General features: G+C 70.9%; 26 protein-coding genes. 17 read left to right on the top strand and 9 right to left on the bottom strand.

Annotated features, from left to right (window positions below):
• Window positions 1-49 precede the first annotated feature (49 nt).
• Window positions 50-499, top strand: coding sequence for a peptidoglycan-binding domain-containing protein (locus FLP10_RS01070; RefSeq protein ID WP_149159183.1), 450 nt, complete (start codon window positions 50-52; stop codon window positions 497-499).
• 63 nt (window positions 500-562) lie between these two features.
• On the opposite strand, the gene rpsT is transcribed toward FLP10_RS01070, so the two are convergent.
• Both rpsT and FLP10_RS01060 read right to left on the bottom strand, forming a co-directional pair.
• The gene (rpsT, locus tag FLP10_RS01065) at window positions 563-823 is read right to left on the bottom strand and encodes a 30S ribosomal protein S20 (RefSeq protein WP_149159182.1); all 261 of its coding nucleotides are present in this window, start codon (window positions 821-823) and stop codon (window positions 563-565) included.
• A gap of 122 nt (window positions 824-945) precedes the next feature.
• Window positions 946-1,776 carry an alpha/beta fold hydrolase gene (locus tag FLP10_RS01060; protein ID WP_246150099.1) on the bottom strand — a complete coding sequence of 277 codons (831 nt, stop codon included), beginning with the start codon at window positions 1,774-1,776 and terminating at the stop codon, window positions 946-948.
• A gap of 72 nt (window positions 1,777-1,848) precedes the next feature.
• Here FLP10_RS01060 and lepA point away from each other — a divergent pair, with 72 nt between their 5' ends.
• Genes lepA through hemW form a run of 3 tightly spaced genes read left to right on the top strand, consistent with a single transcriptional unit; the run spans window position 1,849 to window position 5,589 of the window.
• Entirely contained in the window at window positions 1,849-3,708 is a 1,860-nt protein-coding gene (lepA, locus tag FLP10_RS01055) for a translation elongation factor 4 (protein ID WP_149159181.1), read from the top strand.
• 10 nt (window positions 3,709-3,718) lie between these two features.
• Window positions 3,719-4,363, top strand: a complete 645-nt coding sequence (locus FLP10_RS01050) for a DUF1990 domain-containing protein (RefSeq protein ID WP_149159180.1) — start codon at window positions 3,719-3,721, stop codon at window positions 4,361-4,363.
• The gene (hemW, locus tag FLP10_RS01045) at window positions 4,363-5,589 is read left to right on the top strand and encodes a radical SAM family heme chaperone HemW (protein ID WP_149159179.1); all 1,227 of its coding nucleotides are present in this window, start codon (window positions 4,363-4,365) and stop codon (window positions 5,587-5,589) included. The genes FLP10_RS01050 and hemW overlap by 1 nt, the downstream gene beginning before the upstream one ends.
• Before the next feature lie 217 nt (window positions 5,590-5,806).
• Here the strand turns inward: hemW and FLP10_RS01040 are convergent, their stop codons facing one another.
• From FLP10_RS01040 to FLP10_RS01015, 6 genes are all read right to left on the bottom strand, one after another.
• Entirely contained in the window at window positions 5,807-6,640 is an 834-nt protein-coding gene (locus FLP10_RS01040; protein WP_149159178.1) for an ABC transporter permease, read from the bottom strand.
• On the bottom strand, window positions 6,637-7,659 hold the full coding sequence (locus FLP10_RS01035; protein WP_149159177.1) for an ABC transporter ATP-binding protein: 1,023 nt from the start codon (window positions 7,657-7,659) through the stop codon (window positions 6,637-6,639). Before FLP10_RS01035 ends, FLP10_RS01040 begins: the two co-directional genes overlap by 4 nt.
• A 44-nt stretch (window positions 7,660-7,703) precedes the next feature.
• The gene (locus FLP10_RS01030; RefSeq protein WP_149159176.1) at window positions 7,704-8,597 is read right to left on the bottom strand and encodes a permease prefix domain 1-containing protein; all 894 of its coding nucleotides are present in this window, start codon (window positions 8,595-8,597) and stop codon (window positions 7,704-7,706) included.
• A 13-nt stretch (window positions 8,598-8,610) separates the two neighbouring features.
• Complete coding sequence (locus tag FLP10_RS01025) at window positions 8,611-8,973, bottom strand: PadR family transcriptional regulator (protein ID WP_149159175.1); 363 nt, start codon at window positions 8,971-8,973, stop codon at window positions 8,611-8,613.
• Between the two features lie 252 nt (window positions 8,974-9,225).
• On the bottom strand, window positions 9,226-9,651 hold the full coding sequence (locus FLP10_RS01020) for a DUF4870 domain-containing protein (RefSeq protein ID WP_149159174.1): 426 nt from the start codon (window positions 9,649-9,651) through the stop codon (window positions 9,226-9,228).
• 97 nt (window positions 9,652-9,748) lie between these two features.
• Window positions 9,749-10,177, bottom strand: a complete 429-nt coding sequence (locus FLP10_RS01015) for a DUF4870 domain-containing protein (protein ID WP_149159173.1) — start codon at window positions 10,175-10,177, stop codon at window positions 9,749-9,751.
• 180 nt (window positions 10,178-10,357) lie between these two features.
• Here FLP10_RS01015 and hrcA point away from each other — a divergent pair, with 180 nt between their 5' ends.
• The 13 genes from hrcA (at window position 10,358) to leuA (ending at window position 23,859) form a co-directional block, all read left to right on the top strand.
• On the top strand, window positions 10,358-11,383 hold the full coding sequence (gene hrcA / locus FLP10_RS01010) for a heat-inducible transcriptional repressor HrcA (RefSeq protein WP_149159172.1): 1,026 nt from the start codon (window positions 10,358-10,360) through the stop codon (window positions 11,381-11,383).
• 42 nt (window positions 11,384-11,425) lie between these two features.
• A complete protein-coding gene (gene dnaJ / locus FLP10_RS01005; protein ID WP_149159171.1) occupies window positions 11,426-12,526 on the top strand; it encodes a molecular chaperone DnaJ in 1,101 nt (366 codons plus the stop codon).
• Between the two features lie 21 nt (window positions 12,527-12,547).
• On the top strand, window positions 12,548-13,282 hold the full coding sequence (locus tag FLP10_RS01000; protein WP_149159170.1) for a 16S rRNA (uracil(1498)-N(3))-methyltransferase: 735 nt from the start codon (window positions 12,548-12,550) through the stop codon (window positions 13,280-13,282).
• A 26-nt stretch (window positions 13,283-13,308) separates the two neighbouring features.
• Window positions 13,309-13,671, top strand: coding sequence for an HIT domain-containing protein (locus FLP10_RS00995; protein ID WP_149159169.1), 363 nt, complete (start codon window positions 13,309-13,311; stop codon window positions 13,669-13,671).
• Window positions 13,672-13,741: 70 nt separating this feature from the next.
• Window positions 13,742-14,758, top strand: coding sequence for a PhoH family protein (locus tag FLP10_RS00990; protein WP_149162015.1), 1,017 nt, complete (start codon window positions 13,742-13,744; stop codon window positions 14,756-14,758).
• A gap of 51 nt (window positions 14,759-14,809) precedes the next feature.
• Entirely contained in the window at window positions 14,810-15,271 is a 462-nt protein-coding gene (ybeY, locus tag FLP10_RS00985; protein WP_149159168.1) for an rRNA maturation RNase YbeY, read from the top strand.
• A 2-nt stretch (window positions 15,272-15,273) separates the two neighbouring features.
• Entirely contained in the window at window positions 15,274-16,587 is a 1,314-nt protein-coding gene (locus FLP10_RS00980) for a hemolysin family protein (RefSeq protein WP_149159167.1), read from the top strand.
• Window positions 16,580-17,473 carry a GTPase Era gene (era, locus tag FLP10_RS00975; RefSeq protein WP_149159166.1) on the top strand — a complete coding sequence of 298 codons (894 nt, stop codon included), beginning with the start codon at window positions 16,580-16,582 and terminating at the stop codon, window positions 17,471-17,473. Before FLP10_RS00980 ends, era begins: the two co-directional genes overlap by 8 nt.
• Window positions 17,474-17,622: 149 nt before the next feature.
• The gene (locus FLP10_RS00970; protein WP_210418451.1) at window positions 17,623-18,822 is read left to right on the top strand and encodes a sensor histidine kinase; all 1,200 of its coding nucleotides are present in this window, start codon (window positions 17,623-17,625) and stop codon (window positions 18,820-18,822) included.
• Window positions 18,819-19,484, top strand: coding sequence for a response regulator (locus FLP10_RS00965; RefSeq protein ID WP_149159165.1), 666 nt, complete (start codon window positions 18,819-18,821; stop codon window positions 19,482-19,484). The genes FLP10_RS00970 and FLP10_RS00965 overlap by 4 nt, the downstream gene beginning before the upstream one ends.
• Window positions 19,485-19,708: 224 nt before the next feature.
• Window positions 19,709-20,470, top strand: a complete 762-nt coding sequence (locus tag FLP10_RS00960; protein WP_149159164.1) for an ABC transporter ATP-binding protein — start codon at window positions 19,709-19,711, stop codon at window positions 20,468-20,470.
• Window positions 20,467-21,864, top strand: coding sequence for an ABC transporter permease (locus tag FLP10_RS00955; protein ID WP_246150097.1), 1,398 nt, complete (start codon window positions 20,467-20,469; stop codon window positions 21,862-21,864). Before FLP10_RS00960 ends, FLP10_RS00955 begins: the two co-directional genes overlap by 4 nt.
• Before the next feature lie 219 nt (window positions 21,865-22,083).
• Complete coding sequence (gene leuA, locus FLP10_RS00950) at window positions 22,084-23,859, top strand: 2-isopropylmalate synthase (RefSeq protein ID WP_149159163.1); 1,776 nt, start codon at window positions 22,084-22,086, stop codon at window positions 23,857-23,859.
• 13 nt (window positions 23,860-23,872) lie between these two features.
• Here leuA and FLP10_RS00945 read toward each other — a convergent pair whose 3' ends face one another.
• Window positions 23,873-24,559 carry a trimeric intracellular cation channel family protein gene (locus FLP10_RS00945; RefSeq protein ID WP_149159162.1) on the bottom strand — a complete coding sequence of 229 codons (687 nt, stop codon included), beginning with the start codon at window positions 24,557-24,559 and terminating at the stop codon, window positions 23,873-23,875.
• Window positions 24,560-24,625: the final 66 nt, after the last annotated feature.

The following is a 24,625-nucleotide window of genomic DNA, read 5'->3' as shown; positions in this document are numbered from 1 at the left end:
CGGACCCGGCTCTCGGGAACTTCCCAGTCAACCCTTTCGAAAGGACACCATGCGAGCGCGTAAGAGGATCGGCACCATTCTGGCGGGCCTGGCGTTGGCCATCGGGGCGATCGCGCCCGTGGTCGCGCCGAGTGAGCCCGCACAGGCCGCGGCACCGTGCGTCAGCTATGTCTACGGCCAGAACTCGACCTACGCGTCCTGCGTCAAGAACATCCAGACGATCCTCAACGGCGCGACGGTGCTGCGCAGCACGTGTCGTGGCGTCGGGTATGCGAACAACCGCATCACCGCCGACGGCTACTTCGGCCCGGCCACGAAGAGCCGCGTCATCGCGTTCCAGAAGTCCAAGTGCCTCACGGGCGACGGTGTCGTCGGACCCAAGACGTGGTCGGAGCTCTGCTGGGTCGCCAACTGGCTGGGCGCGAACATCCGGTCGGGCGCGCCCGACTACGCGATCGCTCAGACGACGTACAAGGCCGGAAAGGCTTCGGGCTGCTGAATCGGCGCTCGAGATGACGAAGGGCCCCGCACGATCCGTGCGGGGCCCTTCGAGCGGGCTGCGTCAGAGCGCGGCGACCTGCTTCGCGATCGCCGACTTGCGGTTCGCGGCCTGGTTCTGGTGGATGACGCCCTTCGAGACGGCCTTGTCGAGCTTGCGGGTCGCGACCTTGAGGGCGGCGTTCGCCTTCTCCTTGTCGCCGGCGGCGATGGCCTCGCGGGTCGCGCGGACGACGGTCTTGAGCTCGCTCTTGACGGCCTTGTTGCGCTCCTGCGCCTTGAGGTTGGTCTTGATGCGCTTGATCTGCGACTTGATGTTTGCCACGTCGGTTCTTTCGTTCTCGTGCGGGTACGGGATGTGCCGCGAGCGGTAGAGGGGCCGTCACGGCGTCTCGTGCGGGGTGGGACCCACACGCAAGCCAACAGGCAACGATACCAGTTCGGCGCTCACGTCTCCACTCGGGTGCGCGCCGTTCGCGCCCGGGCGCGGCGCTCGCGAGCCGCCCGGCGGTCGAGCTCGGCCACCGCATCGAGCACCGCCGCGGTGAAGTGGTCGGGCTTGACGAGGCTGACCAGGTGCGTGGCGCCGGGAACCACGACGAGCCGCGCGTCGCGCGCAGCGCGGAGCATCCGTCGCTCTTCGAAGCGGAAGTGATCCCAGCGTCCGTTGACGAACCAGACCGGCACGGCGATACCGCCGAGCGCGGCCTCGAGGTCGATGGTGCCGATCGCCCCGAGCGCGTCGGCCATGACGTCGAGCGCCACGCCGCCCGCAACGATGTCGGCGGCCGCGTCGGCAGGCAGGAACAGCGCGGCCATGGCATCGTTCAACGACCGGCCCTGGTCGGGAAGCCGGCGGATCGCCGCCGCGAGCGCCCGGTAGCCGGCCAGGCCCGCTCCGCGCGGGCGGGTGCCGGCCGACGCTGCGACGAGCCCGTCGATGCGGCCGGGATGCTCCGCCGCGTACCCGATCGCGAGGTAGGCGCCGAGGCTCAGCCCGACGAGCAGGCGCGGCACCGTGGCATCCGTCTCGCCCTGCGCCTGGGATCGCGCGAGGGCCGCATCGATCGCCGCGTAGGCGGCGTCGAGCGAGAACGCCTCGCCGAGGTGCGCTCCGTGACCCGGCAGGTCGATGGCGTCGACCTCGACGCCGTGCGCACGCAGTGGTGCGAGCTGGTTGCGCCACATCGTCGCCGAGGTGCGGATCCCGTGCACGAGCACGACGCGTGCCCGCGGCATCCGCTTCGTCGCCGCTCGGTCGCGACCCGCCTCGCCCATGCCTCAAGCCTACGAGCCGGGTCCATCGGGCAGGGGCGGCCCGGGGGAGCGAAGCATGGGAGAATCGACAGGATGTCTCCGAGAGCCGCCAACCCGCCGGTGCCCGCCGCCACCGACCCCGCGCTGATCCGCAACTTCTGCATCATCGCGCACATCGACCACGGCAAGTCGACCCTCGCCGACCGCATGCTCGGCATCACGGGCGTGGTCAGCGACCGAGACATGCGTGCGCAGTATCTCGACCGCATGGACATCGAGCGCGAGCGGGGCATCACGATCAAGAGCCAGGCGGTGCGCATGCCGTGGCAGGTCGACGGCACGTCGTACGCGCTGAACATGATCGACACGCCCGGCCACGTCGACTTCAGCTACGAGGTGTCGCGGTCGCTGGCGGCGTGCGAGGGCGCCATCCTGCTCGTCGACGCGGCCCAGGGCATCGAGGCGCAGACGCTCGCGAACCTGTACCTCGCGCTCGAGAACGACCTCGAGATCATCCCCGTGTTGAACAAGATCGACCTGCCGGCCGCCGAGCCCGAGAAGTACGCGAAGGAGCTGGCCGACCTGATCGGCGGCTCGCCCGACGATGTCCTCAAGGTCTCGGGGAAGACCGGCCTGGGCGTCGAGGACCTGCTCGACCGCGTCGTCGAGCGCATCCCCGCTCCGGTGGGCCAGGCGGACGCCCCGGCCCGCGCGATGATCTTCGACTCGGTATACGACAGCTACCGCGGCGTGGTGACCTACGTGCGCATGGTCGACGGTCAGCTGAACCCGCGCGAGCGCATCCAGATGATGTCGACGCGGGCGACCCACGAGATCCTCGAGATCGGCGTGAGCGCCCCCGAGCCGACGCCCACCAAGGGGCTCGGCGTCGGCGAGGTCGGATACCTGATCACGGGCGTGAAGGACGTGCGTCAGTCGAAGGTCGGCGACACGGTGACGACGGCGTCGAAGCCGGCGACCGAGGCGCTCGCGGGGTACACCGAGCCGCTGCCGATGGTGTTCTCGGGCCTCTATCCGATCGACGGCAGCGACTACCCCGAGCTGCGCGAGGCGCTCGACAAGCTGAAGCTGTCGGATGCTGCGCTCGTCTACGAGCCCGAGACCTCGGTGGCGCTCGGCTTCGGGTTCCGCGCCGGGTTCCTGGGCCTGCTGCACCTCGAGATCATCACCGAGCGGTTGCGCCGCGAGTTCGGGCTCGACATCATCGCGACGGCGCCGAGCGTGGTCTACGAGGTCACGACCGAAGACAAGAAGACCGTGACGGTTACGAACCCGAGCGAGTTCCCGACCGGCGGCAAGATCGCCGAGGTGCGCGAGCCCATGGTGCGCGCGGCGATCCTCGCCCCGAAAGACTACGTCGGCACCATCATGGAGCTCTGCCAGTCGCGCCGCGGCACGCTGCTCGGCATGGAGTACCTCGGCGAGGACCGGGTGGAGATCCGCTACAACATGCCGCTCGGCGAGATCGTCTTCGACTTCTTCGACAACCTGAAGTCGAAGACCGCGGGCTACGCGTCGCTCGACTACGAGCCGAGCGGCGACCAGGCGGCCGACCTCGTCAAGGTCGACATCCTGCTGCAGGGCGAGCAGGTCGACGCGTTCAGTGCGATCGTGCACCGTGACAAGGCCTACGCGTACGGCGTGCTCATGACCGGGCGGCTTCGCGAGCTCATCCCGCGGCAGCAGTTCGAAGTGCCGATCCAGGCCGCGATCGGCGCGCGCATCATCGCGCGAGAGTCGATCCGCGCGATGCGCAAGGACGTGCTCGCCAAGTGCTACGGCGGCGACATCACCCGCAAGCGCAAGCTCCTCGAGAAGCAGAAAGAGGGCAAGAAGCGCATGAAGATGGTCGGCCGCGTCGAGGTTCCGCAGGAAGCGTTCATCGCCGCGCTCTCAGGAGAAACCGAGGGCAAGGCGGGCGGCAAGAAGTAGGCTGTCGCGGATGTCTCGTCGCAGCACCTTCACCGACCAGTCCGTCACGTACGGGGCGATCGGCGCCACCCTCGACCCTGATTTCCTGCGCTATCCGCCGAAGGGGTTCCGCCCCTCCGAGGACGCGGTGCGCATCGGTTCCGGCGCCGAGCGCTTCGAGCGTGCCGCCGAGGACCTCATGACGTGGGGCGTGCAGCGCGGCGCCGGCCTCGAGGTCGTCGACGTGTCTGCGGGCACAGGCATCCAGTACACCGGCGTCGTCTACGACCCCGAGGGTGCTCCCGTGAGCGGTGAAGCGCCGCGCACCGAGCAGCGGTACAGCGCCGACGGCACGCCGTGGATCACCGCGGGCGTCGCGGCCACGCTCGTGCGGCGCGGCCGGTTCCGCGCCGCCCGCACCCCGGTGCTCGTGGTGTACGTCATCGACGAGCCCGACCGGGTCGGGTTCGCGTACGGCACCACCGGGCGCAGCGCCGAGAGCGGCGAGGAGTCGTTCATCCTCGAGCGCCGGGAAGACGACGGCGTCTGGCTGACGATCCGTTCGATCCTGCAGGGGTCGGGCGGCGCCGGGGCGGTCGCCGCGCCCGTCGTGCGCCGTCGTCGGCGCGAGCTGACGCGGCGCGAACTGCGGGCGCTGCATCCCGCATTCGTCTGATGGGCGCCGCACTGCCGCTCGGCGACCCGGCTCCGGCCGACGGGCTGCTGCCCACGAGCGCAGCGCGCGACGCCGCCGAGCGCGGGTTCGGCGTGTACCTCCACGTGCCGTTCTGCCGGGTGCGGTGCGGCTACTGCGACTTCAACACCTACACCGCGACCGAGCTGCGCGGCGCGCGACAAGAGGACTACGCCGGCCACGCCGTCGACGAGGTGCGGTTCGCGCGGCGGACGCTCGAGGCATCCGGGCTGCCCGGCCGCGAGGCATCCACCGTGTTCTTCGGCGGTGGCACGCCGACCCTGCTGCCGGCCGCCGACCTGGTGCGCATGCTCGCGGCGGTGCGCGACGAATTCGGGCTCGCACCCGGCGCCGAGGTGACCACCGAGGCGAACCCCGACTCGGTCGGGCCCGCCGACCTCGAGGCGCTGGCCGCCGGCGGATTCACCCGCGTCTCGTTCGGCATGCAGTCGGCGGTGCCGCATGTGCTCGCAGCCCTCGACCGCACGCACGACCCCGCGCGAGTGCCGCTCGTCGTGCGCTGGGCACGCGACGCGGGTCTGGACGTCAGCCTCGACCTCATCTACGGCACCCCGGGGGAATCGCTCGACGACTGGCGCCGCAGCGTCGACGCCGTCGTCGCCGAGCGTCCCGACCACGTCAGCGCGTACGCCCTCATCGTCGAGGAGGGCACGAAGCTCGCCCGGCAGATCCGCCGCGGCGAGCTCGCCGAGCCGTCCGACGACCTCGAGGCCGACATGTACGAGCTCGCCGACGACGCGTTCGCGGCGGCGGGCTACGAGTGGTACGAAGTCTCGAACTGGGCGACGTCGCCCGACCATCGTTCGCGTCACAACCTCGGCTACTGGCGTGGTGACGACTGGTGGGGCGTCGGCCCGGGCGCGCACAGCCACATCGGCGGCGTGCGCTGGTGGAATGCGAAGCATCCGGCCGCCTATGCCGAGCGCATCGCCGCCGGCGTCTCGCCCGCGGTCGGCCGCGAGACGCTCGACGCGCCCACCCGCGAGACCGAGCGCGTGCTGCTTGCGACCCGCATCCGCGAGGGCATCGCGGTGTCGTCGTTGGGCGCAGGCGGGCGGCACGCCGTGGCGGGCCTCATCGCCGACGGGCTCGTCGAGGCGCGCACCGCGCTCGGCGGTCGGCTCGTGCTGACCCGCCGCGGCCGGCTGCTGGCCGACGCGGTGGTGCGGCGGCTGCTCGCCGACTGATCGCCCGCCCGCTGTCCCTCGCACGCGCGCTGTCCGTCGCCCGCCCCGCTCGCTCTCCGGCGCGCGCCCCGCTGCCGCGGGTTCCCTCCCGCTGCGCCACATGCGCGGCCTGCGCGCCACCCGAGCTGGCGCAGCGGGAGCCGAACTGGCGCAGAGCGACGGACCGGGGCACGCAGCAGGTGGACGGCGCCAGGCAACGGACAGCAGGCGCGGGCCGTCAGGCCGAGCGCTGGTAACTGCGCAGCGACGACACGGCCCAGACGAACGAGGCAGCGGCGAGCAGCGCGAGCAGCAGCATCCGGCCGGCGACGAGCAGCCCGTCGCCCGAGCCGTCGAACGCCGTGCCGTCGAGCCCTGCGCGCCCGGCCTCGACGGCCCAGGTGAGCGGGTTCCACGCCGCGACCGCCGCGATCCAGTCGGGCAGCAGGTCGGCGGGCATCATCGTCGTCGACAGGAACGTCGCCGGCAGCACGACCGTCTGCGAGAGCCCGATGAGCGCGACCTGGTTCCGGGTGCTGAGCGCGACGGCGCTCGACATCGAGCAGAACGCGGCCGCGAGCAGGGTCGCCGCGGCGAGGGCGAGCAGGATGCCGGGCAGCCCGCCCGGGTAGCGGGCTCCGCCGAGCCATCCGATGCCGAGCACGATCGCCGACTGCGCGAGGTTGATCACGAGTTGCTGCAGCAACTGACCCGTGATGATCGCCGTGCGCGAGATCGGTGCGGTCAGCAGCTGATCCATGACGCCCGAGCGGATGTCGTCGATGTACCCGGTGCCGGCCCACGCGCCCGAGTAGAGCACGGTCATCATGAGCACGCCCGGCACCAGGTACGCCAGGTAACCGGCGTCGCCGAACGCGGGAAATGCGCCGAGCGACGCGAACACCTGCCCGAACAGCAGGATCCAGATGATCGGCTGGATGAGGCTCATGACCGGGCCCCAGGCCTGTCTGGCGGTGCCCACCATCCATCGGCGGAAGACCTGGCCGGTCTGGGTGAACCACCCGGCGTCGCGCACGGGGGCGGACGCAGAAGATGCGATGGTCGCGCTCATGCGGCGACTCCCTCCTGGTCGGACGCGGCGTCGGCGAGGCCCGCGTCGAAGCTGTGGCCGACGTGGTGCAGGTACACGTCGTCCAGCGTCGGCGCCGACACGGATGCCGCGCCGAAGGCGACCCCGCCGGCGGTGAGCGCGGCGATGACGGCGGCAAGCGCCGCGGTCGCGTCGTCGACGCGGGCGGTGACGGACCCCGCGGTGCCCTGCGTCTCGACGACCACGTCATGCAGGCCGGGAACGCCGTCGATCGCGCGGCGGACCGCCGTGGCATCCGGTTCGACGAGCGTGACGCGCAGCGTCTCGCCGCGCAGCCCCGCCTTCAGCGCAGCCGCTGTGCCCGACACCACCTCGACGCCGCGATCGATGATGACGAGCCGGTCGGCGAGGCGGTCGGCCTCTTCGAGGTAGTGGGTGGTGAGCACGACGGTGAGCGCGTCCTCGGCCGACAGCCGGCGGATCTCGGCCCACATCGCCGCGCGCGACTCGGGGTCGAGTCCGGTCGTCGGCTCGTCGAGGAACAGCACCGAGGGGCGGTGCACGAGCGCCGCGGCGACGTCGAGCCGCCGGCGCATGCCGCCCGAGAACCGGGCGACGGTGCGGCCGCGCGCGTCGTCGAGGCCGAACTCGTGCAGCAGGCGTCGTGCGCGTTCGCGGGCATCGGCGGCCGGGATGCCTCGCAGCCGTGCCGCGAGCACCAGGTTCTCCTCGGCGGTGAGCAGCGGATCGGTGCCCGTGCCCTGCGAGACGTACCCGATGCGCCGGCGCACCGCCGCCGGATCGCGCGTGACGTCGATACCGGCCACGGTGGCGGTGCCCGAGGTGGGCCGCGCGAGCGTGGTCAGGATCTTCGTGGTGGTCGACTTGCCGGCGCCGTTCGGGCCGAGCAGGCCGGTGACGAGGCCGGCGGGCAGGTCGAGATCGAGGCCGCGCAGCGCGTGCACCGGCGGCTTGCCGCGCCCGACCCGGTACGTCTTGGCGAGCGCCGCCGCCGTGATGGCAGGGGAGGAGGAGGTCATGTCGGAATCCTTCGGAACCGTGACTGAACGGTGGGCGCTGCGCCTCAGCGCTTCGCCGGGAAGAGCATGCGGGCGAGCGTGACGAACATCACGACGAGGGCAGCCGGGAAGGCGAGCAGCGCCCACCACCAGCCGACCGTGAGCCCGAGCACGATGAACGCGACGAGGGCGGTGGTCCAGATCGCCGCGGAGTAGATGCCGAAGCGGGCGGCGCTGGCCGGGTCGTGGTCGAAATGGTTCGCGACGACCTGGCTGCGCTGGATCTCACGCACCCACGCCTTGTGGCGGTTGGTCTGCGTCGCGCCGAGGAAGGCGAACAGCACCGCGGCGCCGGCCACGAGCAGAGCCGGAACGAACGCGACCCATACGGGGATCGCGCCGATCACGATGAGCGCGGTGAGCCCGAGCCCGAGCACGGTGACTCCGGCGCCGAGCCCGTAGCCCGCGGCGCGGGGTTGCGGCATGGGATGGTTCGTCGTCGTCTCCTGCTGGAGCGAGTCGGCGACGATCCAGAAGACGGCGGTCGAGAGCAAGCCCGCCATGCCGAGCGCGGCGACGGGTTCGGCGGCCGTGGCTCCCGAACCCAGCACGACGCCGAACACGAGCGCCGCGGCGCCGATCGCAGCCGCGACGGTGACGCGCACGACGAACGCCGGCTTCGGCCGCACGCGGTAGCGCGCGTGCAACAGCTCGGCGCTGGGTCGCACGGCCGGCTGCGCCGTCGCGATCGACTCGGCCTCGACGAGGGCGTGGATGTCGCCGAGCTCGCGGATCGCGCGATGCGCGGCATCCTGCGGCGTTGAACCGCCGGCCTCGAGCTCGGCGACCCGCGCGATGAGGTTCGAGCGCATCTCTTCTTTCAGGTCTTGCACTTCGGGCGTCGACGGGATGCCCGCGAAGGCCTCGTCGAGCAGGCGGTGGATGTTGTCGATGGCCATCATTCGGAGCCTTTCAGTCGCTCGTCTCGAGCAGGGAGTCGATGATCGTCCGCGTGGCGACCCACGCGGTGACGTTGCGGTGGTAGACCGACCGACCGGCGTCGGTGATGCGGTAGTACTTGCGGCGGCCGCCCTGCGTCTCGTCGCCCCAGTACGACTCGGCGAGTCCGTCGCGTTCGAGGCGTCGGTAGGTGGCGTACAGGGTCGCCTCCTTGATCTCGTAGCGACCGCCGGTGGCATCGCGGATCGTCTTGTAGATCTCGAAGCCGTAGCGCTCGCCGCGTCGCAGGACGCCGAGGACGATCGTGTCGGTGTGACCGCGCAGCAGGTCGGCGGCGAACGCGTCGTCGGCGGCGGGCACGGTGTGGTCTGTCATGACCAGTACTGTATCTGATCAACTACTCGATCTGCAAGACACCCTGCACGACCGCACCTCGCCACCACCTTCGTCGGGGTCGCTCGTGGTCGCGTAGCGCCGCGCGCAGCGACCACAAGCGACCCCGACGCGCGGGCCAGGGCGCCATCAGACGCGACGGCGCCCACCGGCAGGGGGGGCGCCGGCGGGCACGACGAAGCCCGCCGGCCCGGGGATCCGGGCGAGCGGGCTTCGGTCAGGCGGCCGGGTCGATCAGCTCACGAACTTGATGGCCACCGGGTACACGTAGGGCTGGCCCTGGTTGGCCTTGATCGCAGCGATGATGCCGAAGACGATCGACGCGATCCAGGCCGCGGCCAGCAGCAGGAACCCGATCAGCACGAACGCCAGAACCCAGCCGACCACGTAGGCGATCAGCAGCGTGATCTGGAAGTTCAGCGCGGTCGCGGAATGCCCGCGGATGAACGGACCCTTGTCTTTCAGGACGAGGTAGCCGATTAGAGCCGGCAGGAACCCGAACAGGATGCCGCCGATGTGGATCAGCGTCGCCCAGAGCTTCTCGTCGGACGGGCTGAGCGGCTGGCTCTGCTGGTACGGATTGCCGGGCGGCGGACCTGCCGGCGGCGGCGTCGGGGGACCGGGCGGAGGCGGCGGGGTCGGAGGCGTTGCGTCTGACATGAGGCTCCTTCGGGGTGCCCGCGTTCGCGGGGTATGCCGCCATATTCCCAGAGCGGCACGCCGGGGGGAAGACCCCGCCCGGCGTGCCGGTGCCGGATTACTTGATGAGACGGATGGCGAACGGGTAGCGGTAGTGCTGGCCGTCCTTGGCCTTCAGGAAGGCGATGATCGAGAAGACGACGCCGAGGATCCACGGCACCCACACCAGGAAGGTGAGCAGGGCGCCGAACCCGAACGTCAGGATCGTGATGATGGTCACGAGGATCCACAGCGCGATCGACGCGATCGTCAGCGTGATCTGGAAGTTCAACGCCTCCTTCGCCTCGGTGTTCGTGAACTGGCCGCGATCCTTGAAGACCAGCCAGATGATGAGCGACGGCAGCAAGCCGAGGATGCCGCCGAGGTGGGCGAACGAGGCCCACTGCACGTCCTGTTCGGGCGTGAGCGGAGCGGCGGGCTGCGCGTACTGGCCGGGCGCGGGCTGCTGCGGTGCAGCCGGGTCGGGAGCGGGGTTCTGGTCGGACATGGCATGCCTTTCAGACTGCGAGGTGAGCCGCCGGGGGAGCGGCGTCCGCGCCGGGACCTGCGCGAACGGTGCAAAGCTAGTGCCGCGCCGCCGCCTGCGGCAACGGTGCTGGCCCTGAACGTCACGATAGGATTGGCACTCAGGAACGTCGAGTGCCAGTTCGTCGGAACGGGAGGACGCATGGTCTCCGAGCGTGGTCTCGCGGTGCTCCGCGCCATCGTGCAGGACTACGTCGCCTCACGCGAGCCCGTCGGCTCCAAGGCGATCGTCGAACGCCACGCGTTCGGGGTGTCCGCGGCGACGATCCGCAACGACATGGCGATCCTCGAAGAGGAAGAACTCATCGCCGCCCCGCACACCTCATCGGGGCGCATCCCGACCGACAAGGGCTACCGGGTGTTCGTCGACCAGCTCACCGAGCTGCGGCCGATGAGCCAGGCCCAGCGGCACGCGATCGAGACGTTCCTCGGCGAGGCGGGCGACCTCGACGAGCTGCTGAGCCGCACCGTGCGCCTCATCGCCCAGCTCACCAACCAGCTCGCGGTCGTGCAGGTGCCGAGCTTCCACAGCGCGCGCGTGCGGCACGTCGAGCTCGTGCAGCTCGCGCCGACGCGGGTGCTGTGCATTCTCATCACCGATGCCGGCCAAGTCGAGCAGCGCATCGCCGAGCTCGCCGACGACGTCGACGTCGACACCCTCGCCGACCTGCGGCTGCGCCTGAACCGCGTCGCCGCGGGCCTCACCATGAGCGACGCGGCCGCCGTGCTGTCGGGCGAGATCGAAGGCGCCGACCCCCGGCACGCGGCGGTGCTGCACACGCTCGCGCTCACCCTCGCCGAGCAGGCGCGCGCGCAGCGCGGCGGCGACCGGCTGGTCGTCGCCGGCGCGGCGAACCTCGTGCGCATCGAGCAGGACTTCTCGGGCTCGATCCTCGAGGTCATCGAGGCGATCGAAGAGCAGGTGGTGCTGCTGCGCCTCTTCGGCGAGATGGCCGCCGACCCGCACGGCATCGCGGTGCGCATCGGCCGAGAGAACGCGCCGTTCGGGTTGCCCGAGGCTTCCGTCGTGTCCACCTCGTTCGCGGTGCCCGGGCGCGACATCTCGCGGCTCGGCGTCGTCGGGCCCACCCGTATGGACTACTCCGCCAGCATGGCCGCCGTCCGCGCGGTCGCGCGCTACCTGTCGCGCACGCTCGGCGAGCACTGACCCGCGGCCTCGGCCGCATCCGATCGAAAGGAACCGCCCTCCGTGGCAGACCACTACGAGGTCCTCGGCGTCTCACGCGACGCAACGCCCGACGAGATCAAGAAGGCGTATCGTCGCCTCGCCCGAGAACTCCACCCCGACGTCAACCCGGGCGCCGAGGCATCCGAACGATTCAAAGAGGTCACGCACGCCTATGACGTGCTGAGCGACCCCAAGCAGCGCCAGCAGTACGACCTCGGCGGCCAGGGCGGCTTCGGCGGTGCGCAGGGCTTCGGCGGGTTCGGCGACATCTTCGAGACGTTCTTCGGCGGCGGCGGGCAGACCCGAGGGCCGCGCAGCCGGCGCGAGCGCGGCCAGGACGCGCTGATCCGCGTCGAGGTCGGCCTCGACGAGGTGATCTTCGGCACGCATCGCGATCTCGAGGTCGACTCCGCCGTGCTGTGCGAGACCTGCAACGGCTCGTGCTGTCAGCCGGGCACGTCGCCCGTCACGTGCGACATCTGTCACGGCAGCGGGCAGATCCAGCGCACCGTGCGGTCGCTGCTCGGCAACGTCATGACCTCGAGCCCCTGCGGCACCTGCCGCGGCTACGGCACCATCATCGCCACGCCGTGCGTGACCTGCCAGGGGCAGGGCCGGGTGCGCGCGCGGCGCACCGTGCCGGTCGACATCCCCGCCGGAGTCGACACCGGCCTGCGGCTGCAGATGCCCGGCTCGGGCGAGGCCGGGCCCGCGGGCGGGCCGAACGGCGACCTCTACCTCGAGATCAAGGTCAAGACCCACGACGTGTTCAGCCGCAACGGCGACGACCTGCTCTGCACGATCGAGGTGCAGATGTCCGACGCGGTGCTGGGCACGACGACCACGATCCCGGCGCTCGACGGCGACGTCGACGTCGAGCTGAAGCCCGGTCTGCAGGCGGGCGAGGTGATCACGGTGAAAGACCGCGGTGTGACGCGACTGCGCGGCTCGGGCCGCGGCGACCTGAAGATCGGCGTGCAGGTGGTCACCCCGACGAAGCTCTCGCACAAGGAGCGGCAGCTCATCGAGCAGTTCGCGCAGGCGCACAAGCCCCAGAAGCCGCAGCTCAGCCACTTCCAGCAGGGTCTGTTCGCGCGGTTGCGCGACCGGTTCCTGGGCTGAGCGCGAAGATCGGATGCCTCGATGAGCAACCTGTACCTCGATGAGCGGCTCGACGCGGCCGCGGTCGCGCCCGGCGCGACGGTCGAGCTCACCGGCGACGAGGCGCGGCACGCCGTGACCGTCGCCCGGGTGCGGGTCGGCGAGCGCGTCGCGATCGGCGACGGCCGCGGCACGATCGCATCGGGTGCGGTCGCCTCGACGGGGCCGCGCGAACTCGCGATCGAGGTCGACGAGGTCGTCTTCGAGGAGCCGCCGGCCGTCCGGCTCACGCTCGTGCAGGCGCTCGCGAAGGGCGACCGCGACGAACTCGCGGTGCAGGCGGCCACCGAACTCGGCGTCGACCGGGTCGTCCCGTGGGCCGCCGCGCGCTCGGTGTCGCGCTGGGAGGGGCAGAAGGCGCAGAAGGGCCGGGCCCGGTGGGCCGCGATCGTACGCGAGGCGACCAAGCAGTCGATCCGGTCGTACCTCGCCGAGGTCGACGAGCCGGCCACGACCGCGCAGCTTCCCGCGCGCCTCGACGGCCAGCGGATGCTGCTGCTCGAGCCGACCGCATCGGTCCGCCTCACCGATCTCGAGCCCGACGGTCGCGACCTCGCGCTCGTCGTCGGCCCCGAGGGCGGCATCGCCCCCGCCGAACTCGACCGGCTCGTCGCCGCCGGCGCCGAACCCGTCAGGCTCGGAGCATCCGTGCTGCGCACCTCGACCGCCGGCCCGGCGGCCATCGCGGTGCTCAGCGCCGCGCTCGGCCGCTGGTGAGCGTTCCCTCGCTACGATGGAGTGATATGACCGACACTGCCGACCGGCCCACCGTCTTCGAGCGCATCGCCGCCGGCGAGATCCCCGCGCGGATCGTCGCCGAAACCGAGCGCGTCATCGCGTTCCACGACATCGCGCCCCAGGCGCCGGTGCACGTCGTCGTGACGCCCAAATCGGGCGACTACCGCGATGTCGCCGAGCTCGCCGCGGGCGACCCCGCCCTGCTCGTCGAACTGGTCGAAGTGGCGAAGGGCGTGGCATCCGACCTCGCCGACGGCGACTACCGACTGATCTTCAACTCCGGCCCCGCGGCCGGCCAGACCGTTTTCCACGTGCACGCCCACGTGCTCGCCGGGGGACTCGAGGAGGGCACGCTTGCCGGCGGCTGAACCCGACCCGGGCGCTGAGCCCATCACCGAGTCGCCCGACGAGGAGCGGCTGAGCATCGACGGCGTCGCGATGGTGCGTCTGCTCGGCCCGCAAGACCGACTGCTCTCGTCGATCCAACGCGAGTACCCCGGCGTGACCGTGCACGTGCGCGGCAACGAGATCGCCATCCGCGGCGGCGAGGCCGAGCGCGTGCGCGTGCGGCGGCTCATCGAAGAGCTGCTCGAGCTCGTGCGCAACGGCCAGGACCCGACGCCGACCGAGGTGCGCACCTCGGCGCGCATCCTCGACGCCGACCCCGCGGCACGGCCCTCCGAACTGCTGAGCCAGGTCATCGTGTCGAGCCGCGGCAAGTCGATCCGGCCGAAGACCGAGGGGCAGCGCGAATACGTCGACGCGATCGACGAGCACACCATCGTGTTCGGCATCGGCCCCGCGGGCACCGGCAAGACGTACCTGGCGATGGCGAAGGCCGTGCAGGCGCTGCAGCGCAAAGAGGTGAGCCGCATCATCCTGACCCGTCCGGCCGTGGAGGCCGGCGAGCGCCTCGGGTTCCTGCCCGGCACGCTGACGGACAAGATCGACCCGTACCTGCGCCCGCTGTACGACGCGCTCAACGAGATGATGGACCCCGAGCTGGTGCCGAAGCTGCTGGCGTCGGGCACCGTCGAGGTCGCACCGCTCGCGTACATGCGCGGCCGCACGCTGAACGACTCGTTCGTCGTGCTCGACGAGGCCCAGAACACCACGCCCGAGCAGATGAAGATGTTCCTCACCCGCCTCGGCTTCGGCTCGAAGATGGTCGTCACGGGCGACATCACGCAGATCGACCTCCCCGGCGGGGCATCGGGCCTTCGGCTCGTGACGCGCATCCTCGACGGCATCGACGACATCCACTTCTCGCGGCTCACGAGCGACGACGTCGTGCGTCACTCGCTCGTCGGTCGCATCGTCGACGCCTACACCGAGTACGACCAGCGCACCCAGGCGCAGCGCTTCGAACGCGACCAGGCGCGCGAATTCGCGAATCGCGCCGAACGGCGCGGGCGGATGCCACGCGACCACCAGCCCCCGCGGCCGCGGGCGTGAGCGGGCGACGGCCGACCGCATCGTGACCACGCCGACCTTCGAGAGGACCAAGTGAGCATCGAGATCAACAACGAGTCGGCGATCGAGGTCGACGAGGCCGCGCTGCAGCGCCTCGCGGTCTACGCCCTCGACGCGATGCACGTGCACGCCGATGCCGAGCTGGCGATCGTGCTCGTCGACGAAGGCGCTATGGAGCAACTCCACGTGCAGTGGATGGACGAGCCCGGCCCGACGGACGTCCTCAGCTTCCCGATGGACGAGCTGCGCCCCGGCACCGCCGACCACCCCACCCCGCCCGGGCTGCTCGGCGATGTCGTGCTCTGCCCGCAGGTCGCCGAGTCGCAGGCGAAGACCGCCGGACACTCGCTGCTCGACGAGCTGCAGCTGCTCACCACGCACGGCATCCTGCATCTGCTGGGCTTCGATCACGCCGAACCGGCCGAAGAGAAGGAGATGTTCGGCATCCAGCGTGACATCCTCGTCGGCTTCGCCATGCAGGAGCGCCGCCGCTGACCATGGAGCCCTGGCTCTTCCTCGCCGCCGCCCTCGTGCTGGTGGCGTTCGGCGGCCTGATGGCCGCCGTCGACGCCGCCCTCGCCACCCTCTCGCGGGCCGACCTCGTCGACCTCGCGCTCGCGTCGCGGGCACGTCGATCGTTGCTTGCGATCGCCGACGACACCGGTGCCCACGTCAACGCGGTGAACTTCACCCGCATCATCGCCGAGACCACGGCGGCGGTGCTCGTGACGCTCGCCTTCACGTCGTTCGCCGACAACGTCTGGTGGGCGCTGCTGTGGTCGGCGCTCATCATGACGGGGGTGTCGTTCGTGCTCGTCGGGGCGAGCCCCCGCAGCGTCGGCCGCGCGCACGCGCGGGGTGTGCTGCGCGTCGCCGCACCCGTCGTGCGGTTCATCCGGCTGCTGCTCGGGCCGATCGCCAACGCGCTGGTGGCGCTCGGCAACCGGGTGACGCCGTCGCGTGCGCGATTTTCGGGCGTGGCGAGCGAGGAGCAACTGCTGAGCATCGTCGACGACGCCACCGAGCACGACGTGCTCGAGGAGGAGGACCGCGAGCTCATCCACTCGATCTTCGAGTTCAACGCGACGGTGGTGCGCGAGGTCATGGTGCCTCGCACCGACATGGTCACGATCGAGTCGACCGCCCACCTGCCGCATGCGATGGCGGTGTTCCTGGGCGCCGGGTACTCGCGCATCCCCGTGGTGGGGCGCGACGCCGACGACGTCATCGGCGTGCTGTACCTGCGCGATCTCGCGAAGGTGGGGTTCGAACGATCGCTCGACGCCGAGACGCTGACCGTCGGCGAACTGGTGCGCCCGGCCGCCTACGTGCCCGAGTCGATGAAGGCCGACGCACTGCTGCGGCGCATGCAGCGCGAGTCGAACCATCTGGCGATGGTCGTCGACGAGTACGGCGGCATCGCCGGTCTGGTCACCCTCGAAGACCTCATCGAGGAGCTGGTCGGCGACATCTCCGATGAGTACGACCGCGAGGCCGCCCAGGTCGAACCCCTCGACGGCGGGCGCTTCCGGGTGAACGCGCGACTGGCGATCGACGAGCTCGGCGAGCTGTTCGGCATCGAACTCGACGATGACGACGTCGACTCGGTCGGCGGCCTGCTGACCAAGGAGCTCGGCCGGCTGCCGCAACCCGGCGAACGGGTCGCGGTGTCGGGGCTCGTGCTCGAGGCCGAGCGCACCGAGGGCCGGCGCCGCCGGATCTCCACCATCCTCGCCTGGGCCGACCAGGCGCTCATCGACGTGCGCGCGGCCTTCGAGTCAGGCGCCGAGGGAAGGAACGGTCGTGACTGAATACCGTGCCGGGTTCGTGTCGTTCGTCGGGCGGCCGAACGTGGGCAAGTCCACGCTCACGAACGCCCTCGTCGGCGAGAAGGTCGCCATCACGAGCTCGAAGCCGCAGACGACGCGCCGGGCCATCCGCGGCATCGTGCACCGCGAGCGCGGCCAGCTCATCCTGGTCGACACGCCGGGTCTGCACCGCCCGCGCACCCTGCTCGGCGAGCGGCTCAACACGCTCGTGCAGACCACGCTCGGCGACGTCGACGTGATCGCGTTCTGCGTGCCTGCCAACGAGGCGATCGGCCCGGGGGACCGATTCATCAACGAGCAGCTCGACCAGTATCCGCGGGCGAAGAAGGTCGCGATCGTGACCAAGACGGATGCCGCGTCGAAGGCGAAGGTGGCCGAGCAGCTGCTCGCCGTCTCGCAGCTGCGCGAGTGGGCGTCGATCATCCCGGTGTCGGCGCCGAAGGGCGAGCAGCTCGACGTGCTCGTCGACGAGCTGCTGGCGCTCATGCCCGAGTCCGAGCAGCCGCTCTACCCGGCCGAGACCCTCACCGACGAGGACGTCACCGAGCGCATCGCCGAGCTGGTGCGCGAGGCCGCGCTCGAGGGCGTCTCCGACGAGCTGCCGCACTCGATCGCCGTCACCGTCGATGACCTGATCGAGCGCGACGACAAGGACCTGCTCGAGGTCTACGCGAACGTGTACGTCGAGCGCGACAGCCAGAAGGGCATCATCATCGGCAAGGGCGGCTCGCGGCTCAAGGAGGTGGGCGCGAGTGCGCGCGCACAGATCGAGCAGTTGCTGGGTCGCAAGGTGTACCTGGCGCTGCACGTGAAGGTCGCCAAGGACTGGCAGCGCGATCCGAAGCAGCTGGGGCGGCTCGGGTTCTGAGCGGGTCGGTTCCGAGCGGCGCGCGGGTCCCTCGGCGCGCGTGCCGCGCGGCGCGCGGGTCCCGCGGCGCGCGTGTCGCGCATACATCGAGCGGATGATTCGGGCCGGTGCGCACCGAAGACCGGCGGGTGACGACGTACGGTGGATCGGTGCATCCCACTGAGCGACTGAGCCGCGGCAAGCTCACGACCGACGTCGTGCTCGCGACCCTCTTCTCGCTCGTGTCGCTGCCGTTCGCGCTGCTCGGCAACGGAGTCGACCTCGTGGCGCTGGTGCTGTTCGGCACCGCCTTGGCGGTGCGCCGGCTCTCGCCGGCGTGGTCGCTCGGTATCGCCTGGGCCGGCGCGGTGCTGCAGATGCTCGCGCTGCGCGACCTGCAACTCTACGACGCCGCGGTGCTGGGCGTGCTGTATTCGACGGCGGCGCACGGCGGTCGCACGGTCAAGTGGCTCGGACTCGCGTCGGCGATCGTCGGCGCGTTCGTCGCGACGGGTTACCTCGGACTGGTGAAGACGCTGTTCGGCGGGTCCGCCGACCCGGCCGGCGAGGTGCTGCAGGTGCTGCTGCTGCTCGGCATCCTGTTCGTCGGGGCGATCTCGGTGCTGGTGCTCGCCTGGACGGCCGGCCTGCTCATGCGCGCGGTGCGCGAGTCACGTGAGACCCGCCGTCGCGAGGAGGTCGCGACCCGCGAACGCGAGCTCGCCGAGTACCGCTACGCGGTCGAGCAGGAGCGCAACCGCATCGCCCGCGACATGCACGACGTGGTCGCGCATTCGCTCGCGGTCGTCATCGCTCAGGCCGACGGTGCCAGGTTCGCGGCGGCCGCGCGACCCGAGGCCGCGATCGACGCGCTCGAGACCGTCTCGACGGTGGCACGGCGTGCGCTCGGCGACGTGCGACTGCTGCTGGCCGAACTGCGCCACGCCGAGGGGGAGGCGCCGCAGCCCGTGCTCGACGACCTGGGCGAGCTGATCGCCGAGATGCGCCGGGCCGGCCTCGACGTGCGGTTCACCGAATCGGGCGTGAGGGTCCCGCTCGGCGCGGGCCATCAGATCGCGGTCTACCGCATTGCGCAGGAGGGGCTCACGAATGCGCTTCGGCACGGCGACACGTCGAGTCCGGTCGAGTTCGAACTGGCGTGGAGCCCGTCGGCGGTGCGGCTCGTGATCGAGAACGTGCTGCGAGCGGATGCCCCGACTGACGCGGTGGGGTTCCGCCACGGCATCCCCGGCATGCGCGAGCGGGCGCAGTTGAGCGGCGGCGGCCTGCAGGTCGAGGAGACGGCCGGCCGACGATTCCGTCTCGTCGCAGAGATTCCCGCGAGCCCGATGACGGAGGCCACCGCATGAGACCGATCCGCGTCGCCCTCGTCGACGATCAGGCGCTGTTCCGCGCGGGCATCCGCATGCTCGTCGAGTCGCAGCCCGATCTCGTGTTCGCCGGCGAGGCGGGCGACGGCGTCGCCGCGGTGCAGCTGGTCGCCGAGTCGCAACCCGACGTCGTGCTCATGGACGTTCGGATGCCGCTGCTCGACGGCATCGCCGCCACCCAGCGGATCCTCGCCGACACAGATCGCGCCGGGCGGCCCGCGCCGCGGATCATCGTGCTCACCACGTTCGACCTCGACGAGAACGCCGCGCGCGCGATCCGCGCGGGTGCGAGCGGGTTCGTCCTGAAGGATGCGGCGCCAGAGTTCCTGCTCGCGGCGATCCGCACCGTGCACCAGGGCAACGCGGTGCTCGCCGCGACGGCGACGCGCGAATTGTTCGCGCACGTCGGCCGGGGCAACGGCCGGCGGCCGGCGCCCGCGGCGTGGGGCGAGCTCACGTCGCGCGAGCGCGAGATCTTCGACCTCGCTGCGCGCGGCCTGTCGAACTCCGAGATCGCCGCGGCCGAGTTCGTGAGCGAGGCGACCGTGAAGACCCACGTCAGCCGCGTGCTGCAGAAGCTCGGACTGCGCGATCGGGTGCAGCTGGTCGTCTTCGCCTACGAGCACGACCTCCCCGCCTGACCCGCCGGCGGTCTTCAGGCGCCCAGCACAACCCGATCCTTTTTCAGGCGTAATGGGTCGGTTCGGCGTCGTGCACGGCGTGTTCTCCTGAGAAACGTGCGCTTCGCAGGATCTCTCCTGAGAAAGGTCGGGTGGGGGTGGGTGGGAGGGTCATCCGAACGGATGACGCGGACGAGACTCGAGCCGGATGCTTCGCCGCCGGGGCCGTCCGTAGCGTCGAAGGCATGCAGAACACTCCCTCCGAACTCGGACTCATCGCGCGCGCCGTCGGTCTCGGCAAGCGGTACGGAACCGGCCAGGGCGAGGTCATCGCCCTCGACGACGTGTCGATCGGGCTGCGCCGCGGCGAGTTCACCGCGATCATGGGCCCGTCGGGCTCGGGCAAGTCGACCCTCATGCACCTGATGGCCGGTCTCGACACTCCGACGAGCGGTCGAGTATGGCTCGGCGACACCGACATCACCGAACTCGGCGACAGCGCCCTCACGGTGCTGCGCCGGCGTCGCATCGGGTTCGTCTTCCAGTCGTTCAACCTCGTGCCCACCCTCGACGTTCGCGGCAACATCCTGCTGCCGTTCGAGCTCGACGGACGCAAGCCCGCGGCCACCGAACAGGCTTGGATCGACGAGCTCATCGACACCCTCGGGCTGCGCGCCAGGCTGGCGCACCGGCCGCACGAACTTTCGGGCGGTCAGCAGCAGCGCGTCGCGATCGCGCGGGCGCTGGCGACTCGGCCCGACCTGGTCTTCGCCGACGAGCCGACCGGCAACCTCGACTCCCGCACCGGCCGTGAGGTGCTGGGGCTGCTGGCTTCGGCTTCGTCGCGGTCGGGCCAGGCGATCGCGATGGTGACCCACGACCCGATCGCCGCGAGCCACGCCGACCGCATCCTGTTCCTCGCCGACGGGCGGATCGTGCGCGACCAGGGTCGCGCCAGCGCGGAGGAGATCTCGTCGCTGATGTTGCAGATGGAGGCGGCGGCGTGAGCCGGGGCATCCGCGACCACCTGCCCACGCTGCTGGTCGCCGCCCTGTCGTCCGGGTTCGGCGTGACGCTGCTGCAGATCACCGGCATGCTCACCGCCGTCGTCTCGGCCGACGACGTCATGGGGTCGAGCGCGACGGTGGCGCTCCTGCTGAACCTCCTCGCGATCGCCTTCATCGCGATCGCGGTGTACGTCGCTGCCGTCACCACGGCGAACACCGTCGCGACCGTCGTCGCCGGGCGCACCCGCCTCATCGCCTTGCTTCGGCTCATCGGCTCGTCGGGGCGGGCGCAGCGCGCCGTGATCGCGCGCGAGGGCCTCGCGGTCGGGGCGATCGGCGCCGTCATCGGCGCGCTCGTCGGCACCGGCGCGGCCTGGGTGGTCGGCCGGATCGGCGTGGCGACCGAGACGATCCCGGCATTCGATTACGGGTACCTCGACCCCGTGCTGCTCGTGCCGATGGTGGCGGTCGTGGTCACCACCTGGCTGGCCGCGTGGGCGGGTTCGCGCCGGGTGCTCTCGGTGCGCCCGGCCGAGGCGCTCGGCAACGCGGGGGAGTCGTCGGTGGCCGAGGTCGACCGGCGGGTCGGGCGCACCGTTGTGGGCATCGTGCTCATCGTGCTGGGCGCTGCGGCGCTCGCGCTCGGCGTGCTGGTCGGGCTCGTGCACCCCACCGGCGTGCTCGTCGGCGTGGTGGGCGGCATCCTCTCGTTCACCGGCATCGTGCTGGTCGCCGACCGCATCATGCCGCGCGTGCTGCGGGGCGTCGGCCGATTCCTGGGCGGTTCGCCGTCGGCGCGCCTCGCGGCCGAGAACGCGGTGCGTCACCCCGAGCGATCGACCCGCATGACGATCGGCCTCGTCATCGGAGTCACGCTGGTCACCATGTTCGCGGTGACGATGGAGACCTACCGGCACGCGGTGCTCGACGCGCTGAGCGGGCAGGAGCAGCTCGAGGAGGCGATCGGGCCGGTCATCGACGGCACCGTCGCGGTCTTCTCGGCGCTCGTCGGGTTCAGCGCGGTGATCGCGGGTGTGGGCCTCGTGAACACGCTGTCGATCAGCGTGCTGCAGCGCACGCGTGAGATCGGTCTGCTGCGCGCCCTCGGTTTCGACCGGTCGCAGATCACGCGGATGATCCTCGCCGAGGCCGCGGCGCTCACGGTCGCCGCGACGCTCACGGGCCTCGTGCTCGGCACGGCGTACGGATGGTTCGGGGCGCAGTCGATGCTCGGGTCGATGACGGGCGAACCGCAGCTCATCGCCCCGGTCGTGCCATGGGTGATCGTCGGCATCGTCATCCTCGCGGCCCTCGTGCTCACCCTCGCGGCATCGATCACGCCCGCCCGGCGGGCGGTGCGCATCTCGCCGGTGGTCGCGCTCGCGGTCGAATAGGCGAGACCCGCGCGACGGGCAGGGGCGTCGGCGGCCGGATGACTCGGGGGCGGGTCATCCGGCCGCCGACGTTTCGCGCACCGCGGCGACGGTGCTAGCCTTGCTGCGTGCTTCACGGCCTGCTTCTCCTTAGCTGCCGCAGCGAGTCCTAGTTCGAAGGCCTCCCTCGCTGCGGAGTTCGTCGTCGGCTGAAACCGAACCAAGCGAGAGAAGAGTCCAGTGAAGAACCAGCAGAAGCCGTCCTCGATGCCCGTGCATCGCTACCGGCCGTTCCACGAGCAGATCCGCGTCGACCTGCCCGACCGCACCTGGCCGTCCAAGCGCATCACCGAGGCCCCGCGCTGGTGCGCGGTCGACCTGCGCGACGGCAACCAGGCGCTCATCGATCCGATGAGCCCCGAGCGCAAGCGCATCATGTTCGACCTGCTTGTGCGCATGGGCTATAAGGAGATCGAGGTCGGGTTCCCGAGCGCGAGCCAGACCGACTTCGATTTCGTGCGCAGCCTCATCGAAGAGGGCGCGATCCCCGACGACGTGACGATCCAGGTGCTGACGCAGGCACGCGACCACCTCATCGAGCGCACCTACGAGTCGATCAGGGGCGCCAAGCAGGCGATCGTGCATCTCTACAACTCGACGAGCATCCTGCAGCGCGACGTGGTGTTCCGCACCGACCGCCAGGGCATCGTCGACATCGCCCTGAACGGCGCGCGCAAGTGTCGCGAATACGAGGCGACCGTGCCCGGCACGACCGTCTACTACGAGTACTCGCCCGAGTCGTACACCGGCACCGAGCTCGAGTTCGCCGTCGACATCTGCAACCAGGTGCTCGAGGTCTTCGAGCCGACGCCCGAGCGCAAGGTCATCATCAACCTGCCGGCCACGGTCGAGATGGCCACGCCCAACGTGTACGCCGACTCGATCGAGTGGATGAGCCGGCACCTGAACCACCGCGAGAACGTGATCCTGAGCCTGCATCCCCACAACGACCGCGGCACCGCGGTCGCGGCGGCCGAGCTGGGCTACCTGGCCGGCGCCGACCGCATCGAGGGGTGCCTGTTCGGCAACGGCGAGCGCACCGGCAACGTCGACCTCGTGGCGCTCGGCATCAACCTGTTCACGCAGGGCATCGACCCGCAGATCGACTTCTCAGACGTCGACGAGATCAAGCGCACCGCCGAGTACTGCAACCAACTGCCGGTGCACGAGCGCAGCCCCTGGGCCGGCGACCTCGTCTACACCGCGTTCTCGGGGTCGCACCAGGACGCGATCAAGAAGGGCTTCGAGTCGATGGCCGCCGCCGCCGACGCGGCCGGCGTCGCCGTCGACGAACTCGAGTGGGCCGTGCCCTACCTGCCCGTCGACCCGAAGGATCTGGGGCGCTCCTACGAGGCGGTCATCCGGGTCAACTCGCAGTCGGGCAAGGGCGGCGTCGCCTACCTGCTGAAGACCGACCACGCGCTCGACCTGCCGCGTCGCCTGCAGATCGAGTTCTCGGGCGTCGTGCAGCAGAAGACCGACACCGAGGGCGGCGAGGTCACGAGCGACGAGATCTGGCGCGTCTTCACCGACGAGTACCTGCCCGCACCGGCCGACCGCCCCGACGAGAAGTGGGGCCGCTTCGAGCTGTTGAGCCTGCGCACCGAGAGCGAGCTCACCGGCGAGGTGCGCGTGCAGGTGGGCCTGCGCGACGGCGAGACCCGGCACGAGCTGGCCGGCGTCGGCAACGGGCCGATCTCGGCGTTCCTGCAGGTGCTGGGCACCGAGGGCGTCGAGGTCAAGCTGGTCGACTACGTCGAGCACACGCTGTCGGCCAGCGGCGACGCACTCGCGGCGGCCTATGTCGAGGTGCAGGTCGAGGGTCGGACGCTCTGGGGAGTGGGCATCGACGCCGACATCTCGACCGCGTCGCTGAAGGCGATCGTCTCGGCGGTCAACCGCGCGCTGCGCGGCGTCGTGCGTACCGCCGAGCCGTCGCTCGCCGGCGCCGTCTGATCGCCACGCAGGGTCAGCGACGGACGATCGGGATCATCCCGGTCTCCGTCGCGACCTTGCGCCGGTAGATCATGCGCTGCTCGGGCAGCGAGATGTCGAAGATCACGGCGAGCCAGCGGATGAGCGTGGTCACCGCCGCCCCGACGATCCCGGCGATGGCGATGGGCACGCCGAACTCGTGCAGACTCGCCAGCACGAGGCATCCGGTCAGCGCGGCGACCGCATAGAGCGAGCCGACGTGCATGATCGACACCGGCAGGCTCATGAGCACGTCGCGCAGCACGCCGCCGCCGACGGCAGCGCACGCGCCGACCATCACGGCGGGCACGAACGGCACGCCGAGGCTCAGCGCCTTGCTCGTGCCGAACGCGCCGAACAGGCCGATGACGAGCGCGTCGAGTCCGACGATCACGGCGTTCAGCCGCTGCAGCGGCGCGGCAAGCAGCATGCCGACGAGCGACGCGATGACCGCGGTCACGAGATACCAGTTGCTCTGCAGGCTCGCCGGAGGCAGCCCGAGCAGCAGGTCGCGGATGAGTCCGCCGCCCAGGCCGATGAGCGTGCCGATGATCGCGACCCCGAGCAGGTCGAGACGGCGTTCGCCGCGGAACCCCGACGCGAAGAGTGCGCCCTGGATGCCGCCGAGGCCGACGGCCGTGAGGTCGAGCCACAGAGGGATGGTGAACTGGGTGCCTTCCACCGAATCAGTGAATCATGCGCGGATGCCTCGCAGCGCGACATCCGTGCCCGCTGCCGTGACCGTCGG

This window comes from Agromyces intestinalis (assembly GCF_008365295.1).
Taxonomy (GTDB): domain Bacteria; phylum Actinomycetota; class Actinomycetes; order Actinomycetales; family Microbacteriaceae; genus Agromyces; species Agromyces intestinalis.
This window is presented reverse-complemented; position numbering and strand designations above follow the sequence as displayed.

Bases quoted from the DNA above. Each gene is read 5' to 3' on its own strand.
- FLP10_RS01070 (WP_149159183.1), top strand. From the start codon at position 50: ATGCGAGCGCGTAAGAGGATCGGCACCATTCTGGCGGGCCTGGCGTTG.
- FLP10_RS01060 (WP_246150099.1), bottom strand. From the start codon at position 1,776: ATGGGCGAGGCGGGTCGCGACCGAGCGGCGACGAAGCGGATGCCGCGG.
- lepA (WP_149159181.1), top strand. From the start codon at position 1,849: ATGTCTCCGAGAGCCGCCAACCCGCCGGTGCCCGCCGCCACCGACCCC.
- FLP10_RS01050 (WP_149159180.1), top strand. From the start codon at position 3,719: ATGTCTCGTCGCAGCACCTTCACCGACCAGTCCGTCACGTACGGGGCG.
- hemW (WP_149159179.1), top strand. From the start codon at position 4,363: ATGGGCGCCGCACTGCCGCTCGGCGACCCGGCTCCGGCCGACGGGCTG.
- FLP10_RS01040 (WP_149159178.1), bottom strand. From the start codon at position 6,640: ATGAGCGCGACCATCGCATCTTCTGCGTCCGCCCCCGTGCGCGACGCC.
- FLP10_RS01035 (WP_149159177.1), bottom strand. From the start codon at position 7,659: ATGACCTCCTCCTCCCCTGCCATCACGGCGGCGGCGCTCGCCAAGACG.
- FLP10_RS01030 (WP_149159176.1), bottom strand. From the start codon at position 8,597: ATGGCCATCGACAACATCCACCGCCTGCTCGACGAGGCCTTCGCGGGC.
- FLP10_RS01025 (WP_149159175.1), bottom strand. From the start codon at position 8,973: ATGACAGACCACACCGTGCCCGCCGCCGACGACGCGTTCGCCGCCGAC.
- FLP10_RS01020 (WP_149159174.1), bottom strand. From the start codon at position 9,651: ATGTCAGACGCAACGCCTCCGACCCCGCCGCCTCCGCCCGGTCCCCCG.
- FLP10_RS01015 (WP_149159173.1), bottom strand. From the start codon at position 10,177: ATGTCCGACCAGAACCCCGCTCCCGACCCGGCTGCACCGCAGCAGCCC.
- hrcA (WP_149159172.1), top strand. From the start codon at position 10,358: ATGGTCTCCGAGCGTGGTCTCGCGGTGCTCCGCGCCATCGTGCAGGAC.
- FLP10_RS01000 (WP_149159170.1), top strand. From the start codon at position 12,548: ATGAGCAACCTGTACCTCGATGAGCGGCTCGACGCGGCCGCGGTCGCG.
- FLP10_RS00995 (WP_149159169.1), top strand. From the start codon at position 13,309: ATGACCGACACTGCCGACCGGCCCACCGTCTTCGAGCGCATCGCCGCC.
- FLP10_RS00990 (WP_149162015.1), top strand. From the start codon at position 13,742: ATGGTGCGTCTGCTCGGCCCGCAAGACCGACTGCTCTCGTCGATCCAA.
- FLP10_RS00980 (WP_149159167.1), top strand. From the start codon at position 15,274: ATGGAGCCCTGGCTCTTCCTCGCCGCCGCCCTCGTGCTGGTGGCGTTC.
- FLP10_RS00965 (WP_149159165.1), top strand. From the start codon at position 18,819: ATGAGACCGATCCGCGTCGCCCTCGTCGACGATCAGGCGCTGTTCCGC.
- FLP10_RS00960 (WP_149159164.1), top strand. From the start codon at position 19,709: ATGCAGAACACTCCCTCCGAACTCGGACTCATCGCGCGCGCCGTCGGT.